This window comes from Leminorella grimontii ATCC 33999 = DSM 5078 (assembly GCF_000439085.1).
Lineage (GTDB): Bacteria > Pseudomonadota > Gammaproteobacteria > Enterobacterales > Enterobacteriaceae > Leminorella > Leminorella grimontii.
This window is the reverse complement of the sequence record NZ_KE392226.1, coordinates 26,389-38,774: the sequence shown is the minus strand read 5'-3', so window position 1 is coordinate 38,774 and position 12,386 is coordinate 26,389. Positions and strand designations below refer to the sequence as shown.

Genomic DNA, 12,386 nt, shown 5'->3' with positions numbered 1-12,386 from the left:
TATACTTCGCGCCTAAACGATTATTCCAGCTTCATCGGATATTCGCGCTTGTATTCGCCGGTCAGGGAGGTCAGGAAGGCGACGATGTCGTCGACGTCTTTCTTCGGCAGCTCGTTTTCCAGCTGGAACTTCAGCATCATTTCAACCGCGCCCTGCAGCGAGTTAATGCTGCCGTCGTGCAAGTAAGGCGCCGTCAGTTCGACGTTACGCAGCGTCGGCACCTTGAAGCGGAAGCGATCGCGGTCGAAGGTGGTGAAGTTAAAGCGGCCCAGGTCGGCGTCGGTAATGGCGTTGCCGCGCGCGGCGAAGTAGTCTTCCTTCAGGCCCATCATTTCAAACGACTGGCCGCCCAGGTTTTTACCCACGTGGCAGGTGTCGCACTTGTTGTCTTTAAATAGCTGGAAGCCGCGCTTTTGCTGCGCCGTCAGGGCGGCATCGTCCCCTTTCATATAGCGGTCGAAAGGCGAGTTTGGCGTTACCAGCGTCTTTTCAAACTCGGCGATGGCGTCGGTGATGGTGCCCGCCGTAAAGCCTTCCGGATACACTTTGGTAAACTCGGCGCTCAACGCCGGGTCTTTCGCCAATTTACCGATAATCTGATCCCAAGACTCTGAGCCCATCTCAATCGGATTCAGCGGCGGCCCGCCGGCCTGCTCTTGCAGGTTTTTCGCCCGGCCGTCCCAGAACTGCTCGACGTTATAGACAGAGTTAAACACGGTCGGCGCGTTGATCGGCCCCATTTGGCCCCTGATCCCCTTAGACGTCACCATGTTGTCTACGCCGCCGGAAGAGAGGCGGTGACAGGTTTCACAAGACAGCGTGTCATCCCCCGACAGGCGATTGTCGTGATAAAGGATTGAACCCAATACCACCTTTTCGACGTTCACCTTCATCGGCTCAGGCAGAGGCTGAACGGCTTCGTTCTTAAACTCGTCCCTCACCCCTTTCGTGACGTAGTAGGTGGCCCGCTGCGCTTTTGCCCAGTTGAGAACGGCATCACGGTCTTCCGTGCTCATACTGCCGTTCCAATGTACGGCGGTATAGCGGGTTGGCGGCATATTGTCGTCTTTAACAACGCGTTCAATCTTGGCCAGATCGGACTCCGGCGCGGCCGTTCCGTCAACCAGGCTATCCATCGTAGCCTGCAGGTTAAAGTGAACGTAGCCCATCTTGACGTCATGGGTCATCAGCTGTTTCGCGATGGGAAATGACGCATAAAAAGGCATATCGGCGTTCGCCGTGTGGCAATACTCACAGCCGCGCTGGTAGAAGATCTCTCGCACCTTCGCATCGCCTTTCGGCGTTGCGGTGGCGATCAGTCGAGCGCTTCGATCGTTGTCATAATTGTAAATATAAGCGGCGGTTCCCAGGTAACCGATAATGCCGACGGCACACGCGCCTATGAAGAGCTTCTTTATCATAGATACCCCACATCCTGCTTCGTTTTAATAAGTGCTATGAGAAAAATCCCTCTCATGAAGAAAAAAGAAAAGCGGGGAAATTATCGGCGCTGACGCAAAATGCGAATTGATAGGGATCAATTACAACCGGCAGTCGTACCTATCGTTAGAATAGGAGGGGGCTATCAATAAATTATTTATATTCAATGAGTTGTTTAAGGGGCTACTGAAACGAATCACCCCTTCAAACGGGATGGAAAAGCGGTAAAAGGCGACGTTTCACACAACGCCGCCTTTTTATAGCAAGACTTACTTAGATACGGCGACCATCGCCGGGCGAATCAGGCGACCGTTCAGGGTGTAGCCCTTCTGCATCACCATCATCACGTGATTAGGCGCATGGTCGGCGGACTCAAGCATCGTCATGGCCTGATGCAGCTCGGGGTTAAACGGCACGTTAACCTCTTCTACCGGCTCAACGCCAAACTTGCGCACCGCGCCCAAAAGCGATTTCAACGTCAGCTCAACGCCTTCAGTAAAGGTCGCCATGTCCGGGTTTTCTTTATCGGTTGAGCTCAAGGCGCGCTCGAGGTTATCGATAACCGGCAGCAGCTCGGCGGCAAACTTTTCCAACGCGAACTTGTGGGCCTTTTCAACGTCCTGCTCGGCGCGGCGGCGGGCGTTCTCAACTTCGGCGCGGGCGCGAAGCGCGCTCTCTTTTTCCTGCTGCTGAGCCAGAGCCAGCTGAGCCTCCAGGTTTTCAATACGCTCAAGGTACTGGCTGGCGATATCTGTCTCTGCGGCCGGCTCAGCGGCGTCCACTTGCTGATGCTCGTCATTTATCTCTTCTGAGACTTGCTCATTAGGGGTGTTTTGTTCTTTACTACTCATGTCTATCTCCGCAGTTTGGCATTACGCTTGCTTATTTTTGTATATTATGGGGATGAAAAACGACGAATCAAGGAAGTCGTTCATATTCTCCTGGAAACAATAAATGAATCATAACGCGTTCAGTTGCATTGGATTAGTTGGACATCCCCGCCACCCGGCGGCGTTAGCCACCCACAAGGCGCTCTACCAGTGGCTTACCACGCGAGGCTACGAGGTTATCGTCGAGCAGCAGATCGCCGGTGAGCTCGAGCTTCAGGGCGCAACCACCGGCAGCCTGTCGGAAATCGGCCAAGAGGCGGATTTAGCGGTCGTTATCGGCGGCGACGGCAACATGCTGGGCGCGGCGCGCATTCTTTCGCGCTACGATATCAAAGTGATCGGCGTAAACCGCGGCAACCTCGGCTTTTTAACCGATTTAAACCCGGACAACGTTCAGCAGCAGCTGGCCGAGGTGCTGGAAGGCGACTACATCAGCGAAACGCGCTTTCTGCTCGAAGCCCAGCTTCACCGGGCCAATCAGCCAACCCGCACCAGCACGGCGATAAACGAAGTGGTGCTGCACCCCGGCAAAGTGGCTCACATGATCGAGTTTGAGGTCTATATTGACGATAACTTTGCCTTCTCCCAGCGCTCCGACGGCCTGATTATTTCTACGCCGACCGGCTCTACCGCCTATTCCCTTTCCGCCGGCGGCCCTATCCTTACGCCGACGCTGGACGCCATCGCGCTGGTACCGATGTTCCCCCATACGCTGACGTCGCGCCCGCTGGTGATTAACGGCACCAGCACCATTAATTTGCGCTTTGCCCATTACAGCAGGGATCTGGAAATCAGCTGCGACAGCCAAATCGCCCTGCCCATCCAAAAGGATGAGCACGTCATTATTAAGCGAAGCGAAGCCCAGCTACACCTGATCCACCCTAAAAACTACAGCTATTACAATACGCTAAGCACCAAGCTTGGCTGGTCGAAAAAATTGTTCTAAAAGCGCACGATCCGCTTTACTGTATAAAAAACCAGTTTATACTGTACGTAATTACAGTGGCTGGTTTTTTGTTTTTATTAATACGGGAATAGGATCATGCTGGCACAGTTAACCATTAGCAACTTCGCCATCGTCCGCGAGCTGGAAATCGACTTTCACGCCGGCATGACGGCAATCACCGGCGAAACCGGCGCGGGTAAGTCTATCGCCATCGACGCGCTGGGGCTCTGCCTTGGCGGCCGATCTGAAGCCGCTATGGTGCGCGCAGGCGCCGGCCGGGCCGACGTCAGCGCCCGCTTCTCCCTGAAAGACGCGCCCGCCGCCCGCACGTGGCTGGAGGAAAACCAGCTGGACGACCAGCAGGAGTGCATCCTGCGCCGGGTTGTCAGCGCCGACGGCCGCTCGCGGGGCTTTATCAACGGCACCGCCGTGCCGGTCTCCCAGCTGCGCGAGCTTGGCCAACTGCTGATTCAAATCCACGGCCAGCACGCCCACCAGCTGCTGCTAAAGCCCGATCATCAAAAGCGCCTGCTCGACGCCTACGCCCATCAAACCGACCTGATGGCCGAGATGAAGCAGGCCTACCGCCAGTGGCACCAAAGCTGCGCCGAGCTCGCGCAGTATCAGCAGCAAAGCCTGGAGCAGGAGTCCCGCCTGCAGCTTTTGCAGTACCAGCTAAAAGAGCTGAACGACTTCGCCCCTCAGGCCGGGGAATATGAGCAAATCGACGAAGAGCACAAGCGGTTGTCCAACGGCGGTCAGCTGCTTTCCCTCAGTCAGGACGCCCTCCAGCTGCTGGTGGAAAACGACGAGCAAAACGTGTTGAGCATGCTCAACCACGCCAAGCACAGCCTGCAGGAGCTGGCCGCCATCGACGGCAAAATGGGCGAACTGTTGAACATGCTGGAAGAGGCCTCTATTCAGGTCAGCGAAACCAGCGAAGAGCTTCGCCACTATGCAGAGAGGATGGAAATCGATCCCGTTCGCCTTTACGAACTGGAGCAGCGCCTCTCGCGCCAAATCGCGCTGGCCCGCAAGCACCACATTGCGCCCGAACAGCTGCCGGAGCTGCACCAACAGCTGCTGGACGAGTTCGCGCAAATCAGCCGCCATGAGGAAAACTACGAAGCGCTGGTTCAGGACGTCGAACGCCACCACCGGTTCGCGCTGGAAGTGGCAAAGCGCCTGCACCTGTTGCGCATCGAATCCGCAGGCGAACTGGCGTCGCTAATTACTGACAGCATCCACGCCCTCGCCATGCCGCACGGCCAGCTGACCGTTGAGGTCAAGTGGCAGCCGGAGCACCTCAGCGTTGAAGGGGCCGATCGCATCGAGTTTCTGGTTAGCACCAACCCCGGTCAGCCTCAGGCTCCGCTCGCCAAGGTCGCCTCCGGCGGCGAACTGTCGCGCATCGCGCTGGCCGTTCAGGTGATCACGGCGCAGAAGATGGAAACGCCGGCGCTGATTTTCGACGAAGTGGACGTCGGCATCAGCGGCCCAACCGCCGCCACCGTCGGCAGGCTGCTTCGCCAGCTGGGGGAATCAACGCAGGTAATGTGCGTCACCCACCTGCCGCAGGTCGCCGGCAGCGGGCACCACCACTTCTACGTCAACAAGCGCACCGACGGCGCGCAGACGGAAACCGACATGACGCTATTAGACAAAGCGGCCCGTCTGCAGGAGCTGGCCCGCCTGCTGGGCGGCAGCGAAATCACCCGCAACACGCTGGCCAACGCCAAAGAGCTGCTGGCGGCCTGAAAAAATAAACGTCGCCCGCCCCAACTTTTTGGTAAAAGCGCAGTCAAAAATAAACGCATCGCCCTGCCGGTGCGTTTTTTTATATAATGGACTGATAAACAGTACGATGAAGGTTTCCAAATGCCGCAAGGTCTATTATCATCGTCAGCCTACGTTCTAAAGGAAAGTATACTATGCGCTGCAAACTGCTGACTGCCGTCGTCATGGCGATTGGACTAGTAACAACCGGATGCTCTACGTTAGAGAAGGTGGTCTATCGTCCGGACATCAACCAGGGCAACTACTTAACGCCCGATGACGTCGCGAAAGTGCAAAAGGGCATGAGCAAACAGCAGGTGGCCTATATTCTCGGCACGCCGATGCTGCACGACCCGTTTGGCTCTGAAACCTGGTATTACGTTTTCCGCCAACAGCCGGGGCATCAGGACGTTTCTCAGCAGACCCTGACGCTGACCTTTGACAGCGGCGGTACGCTGACCAGCATGACTAACGACACCTCGATGACGAAGCAGGAAAACTGATCTTCTTTAGCGCGGTCGCGATGAATTAAAAAAACAGGGCCTCTATGAGGCCCTGTTTTTTGACTTCTCCGCCCGCATTCGCCGCAGCTCCTTCGGATCGGCAATCAGCGGCCGGTAAATCTCCACCCGGTCGCCCTCTTTCACTTCGTCCGTAAGCTTGGCAGCTCGGCTAAAGATACCGACCTTATTAACCGCCAGGTCGATATCCTGCCTGGTCTCCAGCAGGCCCGACATGCGGATGGCCTCTTCGACCGTCGTTCCCTGCGGCACACGCAGCGGCTTCAGGAACTGCTTTTCCGGTAGCGCGTAAACGACCTCGATGTTAACGTCCGACAACGTACACCTCCTTCGCCCGCTTGATAAAGGCCTGAACCATGTTTTGCGTCAGCTCGTTGAAGATGCGCCCAAAGGCAATTTCTACCAGGCGGCTGCTGAACTCAAACTCCAGCGCAAACTCGATTTTACAGGCGTCGTCTCCCAGCGGGGTAAAGTGCCAGCCGCCCTGTAGCGTCTTAAACGGCCCGTCCACCAGCGTCATGTCGATAACGGAGTCCACCACCATGCGGTTGCTGGTCGTGAAGGTTTTGCGTATCCCTACTTTCGCCACGTCGATAGAGGCCACCATGGTCGTTTCGGTCTGCTCGTGGATCCGGCTGCCGACGCAGCCCGGCAAAAACTGCGGATAAGAGAGCACGTCGTTAGCTAAATGATACATCTGCCCGGCGCTATAGTTGACCAGAGCCGAACGCTTGATACGCTGCATGACACTTCCTGACTAAATCGGGTTTGAAAAAGAGTTAAGGCAAAAACAAAAACGCCGCAAATCATACCACCTAACGCCCGCCGGCCCAAACGCCTTCCATGCGCCACGCCCTCCCCTATCCGGGGTAGCCGCACTTCCTTTGGCGCGTAAAAAATCGCGCGGCCGACGGGCGCGAGGGATATCTTTCGGCTCATCATTCAGTATAATAAAAACCACTATGACTAAGAAAAAAGCCTACAAACCCGGTTCCGCAACCATTGCGATGAACAAACGCGCGCGCCACGAATACTTCATTGAAGAAGAAATCGAGGCCGGCCTCTCCCTACAGGGGTGGGAAGTCAAATCCATGCGCGCCGGTAAAGCCAACATCGGCGACAGCTATGTCGTTTTCCGCAACGGCGAAGCTTACCTGTTCGGCGCCAGCATCATTCCGCTGAACGTGGCCTCTTCGCACATCGTCTGCGACCCAACCCGCACCCGCAAGCTGCTGCTGAGCCGCAAAGAGCTCGACAAGCTGTTCGGCCTGGCCAACCGCGACGGCTACACTATAGTCGCCCTCTCCCTGTACTGGAAGAACGCCTGGGCGAAGGTTAAAATCGGCGTCGCCAAGGGCAAGCAGGTGCACGACAAGCGCACGGACATCAAAGAGCGCGAGTGGCAGCTGGACAAAGCGCGCATTATGAAGCACGCCAACCGCTAAGCCGCTGGCGTAACGGTGTGAAATTCTGATATACTTGTTTTAACACTCTGGGCCTGATTCTGGATTCGACGGGATTTGCGAAACCCAAGGTGCATGCCGAGGTGCGGTAGGCCTCGTTAACAAACCGCAAAAAAATAGTCGCAAACGACGAAAACTACGCACTAGCAGCTTAATAACCTGCTTAGAGCCCTCTCTCCCTAGCTTCCGCTCTTAAGACGGGGATCAAAGAGAGGTCAAACCCAAAAGAGATCGCGCGGATGCCCTGCCTGGGGTTGAAACGTTAAAACTAATCAGGCTAGTTCGTTAGTGGCGTGTCTGTCCGCAGCTGGCGTGCGAATGTAAAGACTGACTAAGCATGTAGTACCGACGGCGTAGAAATTTCGGACGCGGGTTCAACTCCCGCCAGGTCCACCAAATTAAGTTCTAAAGATCCACCCAAAAACCGCTAACTCGTTGAGTTGCGGTTTTTTTATTATAAAAAGCCTAATATGATTCAGTTAACTCATATAGCTATAGATACTATAGACAGGTAGTTTCGTATTTATAATTCAGTATGTTTTTTATCATGATTATAGTTAAAAAGACACAATCATAGTAAAAAACAGATAAATTTCATTTGTAAAAAACACCATAAAAATCAATAAATCAATATTTTCATTTAAAAACAATTCGATAGCCGATATAAAATAAGGTGCTGATAATAGATAGGAGGTAACTTCTCACCAAGTAACCAACTTTGATATGTTCTTAATGGAACACCATATAAGACTTCACACATCTTTACTTGTGTAAGATTTAATCGCAATTGAGCATTCTTTAGTTCTTCTACAAAGTTTATAATCATAAACTAGCCATTATCCTATTGACAAAGACGCACTCAGTGCGTATTATGCATTTTATATATATTAACCTAACCAAGGTAAAGTCTCTATGAGTAGTATCGGATTACAAGAGAAAAGTCCACAGCATATTCTTGCAGAAGAAAGCATCAGAGTATTAGAGGAAAAATATAAAGAAATATTAGAGATTAATCCTGCGCTAGATAGAAGTTTAGTCAGCTTCCAGGCAAATAAGAGCGAACCTATCTTCCGATGGTTTCACTATCGAGAAGGATTTTCAAAACAATTAATTGAATATATTATAGATACACTAAACATTCCACAGGGCGGCCAACTACTGGATCCATTTGCAGGCACTGGTGTTGCTCCATTTGTAGCATCAAATATCAATAATATGAGAGGTATTGCTATTGAATTAATGCCTGTAGGTGTATTCTTTATGCAATGTAGAAATGCCTTCTCTAGCTTACCCAGCAAAGAAGTAATAAAATTTGCAAAGGAAACAATCTCTAATAGAGATATATGGAAAAATATAAAACCATCTTGGAAATTTAATCATTTAAAAATCACTGAAGGTGCATTTTCTGAAAGTTGCGAGTATGAACTATGTCAATTCAAAACATGGATTTCATCATTACAAGATGAAAACTATAAAGTTTTTCTCAACTTTGTAGCCTTTACCATTTTAGAAAAATTTAGTTTTACAAGAAAAGATGGACAATATTTAAGATGGGACCATCGTTCACCTAGATTTGAGAAATCAGATAAAAAGAAAAAATTTGACAAGGGAGAGATTCTTAATTTTTATTCAGCTTTAAAAGAAAAACTTATATTTATTATAGATGATCTTGAGAAAAATAGTAACGATGATGCTCAACCCAAAAATAATAAAATTGATATTATTGAAGGTACAGTTTTAAAGGAAATAAATAATATAGATAACGAATCAATTGATGTAATTATCACATCACCTCCATATTGTAATAGATATGATTACACAAGAACTTATGCACTAGAACTGGCATATTTAGGTGTAACTGAAGAAAAAATAAGATCACTAAGACAGACACTGTTGACGTGTACAGTAGAAAATAAACCCAAGGAATTTGAATGGATAGAAAGAAAAACAATTGAAAACATTGACATTATATTTTCCAAACAAAAATGCTTACAAGACGTAATTAATTTCTTAAAAAGTGAAGCTGAGTTAGGCAAATTAAACAATAAAGGGATTCAGACTATGGTTAAAGGCTACTTTTATGATAGCGCTGTTCACTTATCCCAAGCAGCCAGCAAAATGAAATCTGGTAGCTATTATATAATGATAAACGATAACGTAAAGTATAATGGGTTAGATATTCCTGTAGATCTTTTGCTATCAGAAATAGCTTTTGAATTTGGACTCAAAACAGAGAAAATATGGGTATTACCAAAAGGCAAAGGAAATAGTTCTCAGCAAATGAAAAAACATGGGAGATCAGAACTAAGAAAATGTATATATATATGGAAAAAGGCATAGAAAACTATGCCTAACTTAGTTATTTGATAATAATATCTATAACTTCATTAAGTTGGGGCGCATTAGTTATATTTGCAGCTCCAGCTAACCAATTTTTTTGGAGTAAAAAAAATATTTCATTAGCCATTGCCATCTCTATTGCTGCACCTAAAAAAACAAGATTAGGCTTTGGAATATTTATCCTATCAAATACATCACTAATGCGTTGCAATGCTGTTTTTGCTGTTTTCCAATGCTCATCAGCACCTGCGGGGTCTATTCCTCCTTTAAGTTCCCCACAGCAAACATAATCTTCTGGCGCCTCTAGTAATCCTGAAATAGCTGATTTCCCTCTAACAACAATAATATCTATTGAATTATTAATAAATCTAGGTTTTTGATCAAAAAAAACCCTCCTATCTTCCCATATTATTTGAGTTGTTTTACCAGCTTTATTCCTCACTCTCTCTGGATTTTTTTTATATAAAACTAACTTATTAAATATACTCTCTGTAAGGATTTCTTGGGCATGTTGTCCAACAACATTACGCATTGTTCCGCCGAGGGAATCGCCACAAGTAAGAAAGTATCGACGTTCTAACTCTAATAAATATTGAGAGTCTGTCAATTTTGAGAAATCAACCAAACTCTCAATAATTTCATTTTGAATATTAATAGGTAAGTGATTCAGGCTCTTTCGAGATAACATACATGAAGCAATAATGTATTCAGTCAACATTAAATCATTTCTAATACATTCTACACTTTTTATTGTATGACAATGTTCTCTAAAATACTTAGCACACTCAATAAAAGTATGTGCTCTATTAACTTTTTCTATAGCTTGCCATGAAAAACCTTGGACTCTATCTTCTTTCGTTGTAACGAGATCATTTGGGCTAGTAACTGACAGCATGGCATTCCCTTCAAAAAACGTTAAAAGCAAACTGAAAATAATTTACATTACATTTAGTTAACAAAGTAATATAAAAGATTGATAATCTCCATATCAAATATCAAGCAGTACAGTGAGCACTGCGCCAAGTCGCTAATTACCACACGGGAGCCTCCATATTGTTTCAAGTGACATAAGTGACCTTCAGGACAACAGCCAATGTTACTGTGTCGAAGATCGTAACCACATGCCACTTACCGGTAGTTGTAAGCACGCAATATTGTCTCCCAAAATGGAGAATTGCAAACATTGCGGATATCGACAAGGGTAGACTCTCATCCGATTGGCGAGCAATGCCCTAATGCTTTCAGGCAAGTGCTTTCTTAGAGATCGAATCCGCCCATCACGCCATGTTCGATCAACTCCCAGTTATACAATCGGATCTTCCCATTACATAACAAAAAATTATGTGGCCGACACGGATCACTTTTGCACCAAACGCTAAGATGAACAAGTGTAACTTGCAGCGCCTTTTTCATATTCATTGGCTCACTCCCGGCGGGAATCATTTTTGCGATCATGCTCGCAAACTCAATAAAAATCAAGATGTTTACATAGGAGAACAAACTTCCTCACGGTTTAACAAGGAGAAAACATGAATAAACAGACAACCACAGACTGGCACTCTGCCGACATCATCGCGGCGCTAAAGAAGCGGGGTACCAGCCTGGCAAAGCTCTCGCGGGAGGCCGGTTTGGCATCTTCTACGCTTGCAAACGCGCTGGCGCGCGCATGGCCGAAGGGCGAGTGGCTGATTGCAGCGGCGCTGGGGGTTCACCCTGAAAAGATTTGGCCCAGCAGGTATGCCAAAGCAAGGCAAAAGCGGGCGCCGAGGCTGCCGCTTCCGATACCTATTGATACCTGCGGAGAAAACGCCAATACGTCACGAACCGAGTAGCAAAAACAGAATGCATTAACCAACCAGCAGGGTGCTCATTCCTAATAAAACAGTGGGGGCTGTTTATGTTTGCGCAACCGCATCTGCCCGTCCTGGCGGCGATCGCGCCTTATCGAACGCATACTGCGTATAGCCGATATCAGACAGCTACTTTCTCATTTCTCCTTTAAACACTTCCCCCCGATGCCACGCCACAAACCCTTCCAGCGGATAGCTCTCCGCGCTCTTCGGTAGCCCAATCTGACGCCCGGCAAAATCCCAAAACAGTCTCTCAACGATCTGGCTCCCGTTCACCCCTTCCGACACCAGCAGCTTCATGTCGCCGTCCAGGCTAATCACCCCCATATCAAACGCCGAATGGTGCAGCGAGCACAGCGCCAGGCCGTTGGTTACCGTACAGGGGCCGCCGTACTGCTTCCACTTGATGTGGGCGGCTTCCAGCCCGACGACGGTGCTGTCGTGCCGAAGATCGTAGCCGCATACCGCGCACCGGTAGTTGTAGGCGCGCAGTATCGTCTGCCGGAAGTGAGGATCGCGGGCCTTGCGAACGTCGACGAGAGAAAATCCTAACCGGTTGGCGATAAGCTCCTGAACGCTTTCGGGAAAGTGCTCGCTGAGAATTTGCTGGGCCAGCTTATCGATAAGGGCCGGTTTTTTGAGGATCAGCCGATAGGTTTCCGCATCGAATCCGCCCATCACGCCGTGCTCAATCAACTCCCGGTTGGGCGGCTCTTTGCTGCCCTTCTGCGGCGTGCAAAGCTCGTCGTTTTGCAGTTGCCAAAAGCCGTCGCCGCGCAGTCGCCAAAACGGCATGGACGGATAGTGGCTCCGCCGCTGCGGGCCGAAGCTCGTGAGCAACTCAAGCAGTTGGGAATAGACTTCTTCACCGTAGTTAAACAGCCGCTCGTGCCCTTTACGGTATTCAGAGAGAACGTACAGCAGCAGCAGAGGCTTATGCGGCGCGCGCTGGTCGCCCTTGCGCCAAACGCTTAGGTGAGAAAGTGCATCTTGTAGCGCCTTTTCCGTATTCATGCGGCTCGCTTCCGGCGGGAGTCAGTTTTGCGATCATGCTCGCAAACCTAATGAAACTCAAGGCGTTTTAGGTACAAAAAGCCCCCTTATAGGTGCCCCCTGAAATCGAAATACCTTTATCTTGAAACACGCGGGAATATCGGTAA

12 protein-coding genes and 1 other RNA gene are annotated in these 12,386 nt (G+C 49.7%); 7 read left to right on the top strand and 6 right to left on the bottom strand.

The features are described 5' to 3' along the window. Nucleotides 1-20 precede the first annotated feature (20 nt). Together G544_RS0118115 and grpE are read right to left on the bottom strand one after the other, a co-directional pair. Nucleotides 21-1,421 (bottom strand): cytochrome-c peroxidase, encoded by a 1,401-nt coding sequence (locus G544_RS0118115; RefSeq protein WP_027275888.1) that lies wholly within the window; start codon nt 1,419-1,421, stop codon nt 21-23. A 288-nt stretch (nt 1,422-1,709) separates the two neighbouring features. After that, the gene (gene grpE, locus G544_RS0118110) at nt 1,710-2,291 is read right to left on the bottom strand and encodes a nucleotide exchange factor GrpE (RefSeq protein WP_027275887.1); all 582 of its coding nucleotides are present in this window, start codon (nt 2,289-2,291) and stop codon (nt 1,710-1,712) included. 103 nt (nt 2,292-2,394) lie between these two features. Here grpE and nadK point away from each other — a divergent pair, with 103 nt between their 5' ends. The 3 genes from nadK (at nt 2,395) to bamE (ending at nt 5,555) form a co-directional block, all read left to right on the top strand. After that, a complete protein-coding gene (gene nadK / locus G544_RS0118105; protein WP_027275886.1) occupies nt 2,395-3,276 on the top strand; it encodes an NAD(+) kinase in 882 nt (293 codons plus the stop codon). 96 nt (nt 3,277-3,372) lie between these two features. Beyond that, on the top strand, nt 3,373-5,034 hold the full coding sequence (recN, locus tag G544_RS0118100) for a DNA repair protein RecN (protein WP_027275885.1): 1,662 nt from the start codon (nt 3,373-3,375) through the stop codon (nt 5,032-5,034). Between the two features lie 173 nt (nt 5,035-5,207). Further along, entirely contained in the window at nt 5,208-5,555 is a 348-nt protein-coding gene (gene bamE, locus G544_RS0118095; protein WP_027275884.1) for an outer membrane protein assembly factor BamE, read from the top strand. Nucleotides 5,556-5,597: 42 nt separating this feature from the next. Here bamE and G544_RS0118090 read toward each other — a convergent pair whose 3' ends face one another. Next, on the bottom strand, nt 5,598-5,891 hold the full coding sequence (locus tag G544_RS0118090) for an RnfH family protein (RefSeq protein WP_027275883.1): 294 nt from the start codon (nt 5,889-5,891) through the stop codon (nt 5,598-5,600). Next, complete coding sequence (locus tag G544_RS0118085) at nt 5,878-6,318, bottom strand: SRPBCC family protein (RefSeq protein ID WP_027275882.1); 441 nt, start codon at nt 6,316-6,318, stop codon at nt 5,878-5,880. Before G544_RS0118085 ends, G544_RS0118090 begins: the two co-directional genes overlap by 14 nt. A 217-nt stretch (nt 6,319-6,535) precedes the next feature. On the opposite strand from G544_RS0118085, the gene smpB reads away from it, so the two are divergent. The 3 genes from smpB (at nt 6,536) to G544_RS0118070 (ending at nt 9,376) form a co-directional block, all read left to right on the top strand. Continuing rightward, on the top strand, nt 6,536-7,018 hold the full coding sequence (smpB, locus tag G544_RS0118080; protein ID WP_027275881.1) for an SsrA-binding protein SmpB: 483 nt from the start codon (nt 6,536-6,538) through the stop codon (nt 7,016-7,018). A 49-nt stretch (nt 7,019-7,067) separates the two neighbouring features. Continuing rightward, nucleotides 7,068-7,432: a transfer-messenger RNA gene (ssrA, locus tag G544_RS21905) on the top strand. A gap of 516 nt (nt 7,433-7,948) precedes the next feature. Continuing rightward, nucleotides 7,949-9,376 carry a restriction endonuclease AvaI gene (locus G544_RS0118070; RefSeq protein WP_027275880.1) on the top strand — a complete coding sequence of 476 codons (1,428 nt, stop codon included), beginning with the start codon at nt 7,949-7,951 and terminating at the stop codon, nt 9,374-9,376. A 19-nt stretch (nt 9,377-9,395) separates the two neighbouring features. Here G544_RS0118070 and G544_RS0118065 read toward each other — a convergent pair whose 3' ends face one another. Then, complete coding sequence (locus G544_RS0118065; RefSeq protein WP_027275879.1) at nt 9,396-10,271, bottom strand: AvaI/BsoBI family type II restriction endonuclease; 876 nt, start codon at nt 10,269-10,271, stop codon at nt 9,396-9,398. Nucleotides 10,272-10,905: 634 nt separating this feature from the next. Here G544_RS0118065 and G544_RS0118055 point away from each other — a divergent pair. Continuing rightward, a complete protein-coding gene (locus G544_RS0118055) occupies nt 10,906-11,208 on the top strand; it encodes a helix-turn-helix domain-containing protein (protein WP_027275877.1) in 303 nt (100 codons plus the stop codon). Between the two features lie 147 nt (nt 11,209-11,355). Here G544_RS0118055 and G544_RS0118050 read toward each other — a convergent pair whose 3' ends face one another. Further along, nucleotides 11,356-12,240, bottom strand: a complete 885-nt coding sequence (locus G544_RS0118050; RefSeq protein WP_027275876.1) for a phosphorothioated DNA-binding restriction endonuclease — start codon at nt 12,238-12,240, stop codon at nt 11,356-11,358. Nucleotides 12,241-12,386 lie beyond the last annotated feature (146 nt).

What these genes read in the sequence shown, in the direction of transcription:
- G544_RS0118065 (WP_027275879.1), bottom strand. Translation starts at nt 10,271, where the DNA reads ATGCTGTCAGTTACTAGCCCAAATGATCTCGTTACAACGAAAGAAGAT.
- bamE (WP_027275884.1), top strand. Translation starts at nt 5,208, where the DNA reads ATGCGCTGCAAACTGCTGACTGCCGTCGTCATGGCGATTGGACTAGTA.
- recN (WP_027275885.1), top strand. Translation starts at nt 3,373, where the DNA reads ATGCTGGCACAGTTAACCATTAGCAACTTCGCCATCGTCCGCGAGCTG.
- G544_RS0118070 (WP_027275880.1), top strand. Translation starts at nt 7,949, where the DNA reads ATGAGTAGTATCGGATTACAAGAGAAAAGTCCACAGCATATTCTTGCA.
- G544_RS0118050 (WP_027275876.1), bottom strand. Translation starts at nt 12,240, where the DNA reads ATGAATACGGAAAAGGCGCTACAAGATGCACTTTCTCACCTAAGCGTT.
- G544_RS0118115 (WP_027275888.1), bottom strand. Translation starts at nt 1,421, where the DNA reads ATGATAAAGAAGCTCTTCATAGGCGCGTGTGCCGTCGGCATTATCGGT.
- grpE (WP_027275887.1), bottom strand. Translation starts at nt 2,291, where the DNA reads ATGAGTAGTAAAGAACAAAACACCCCTAATGAGCAAGTCTCAGAAGAG.
- G544_RS0118055 (WP_027275877.1), top strand. Translation starts at nt 10,906, where the DNA reads ATGAATAAACAGACAACCACAGACTGGCACTCTGCCGACATCATCGCG.
- nadK (WP_027275886.1), top strand. Translation starts at nt 2,395, where the DNA reads ATGAATCATAACGCGTTCAGTTGCATTGGATTAGTTGGACATCCCCGC.
- G544_RS0118085 (WP_027275882.1), bottom strand. Translation starts at nt 6,318, where the DNA reads ATGCAGCGTATCAAGCGTTCGGCTCTGGTCAACTATAGCGCCGGGCAG.
- smpB (WP_027275881.1), top strand. Translation starts at nt 6,536, where the DNA reads ATGACTAAGAAAAAAGCCTACAAACCCGGTTCCGCAACCATTGCGATG.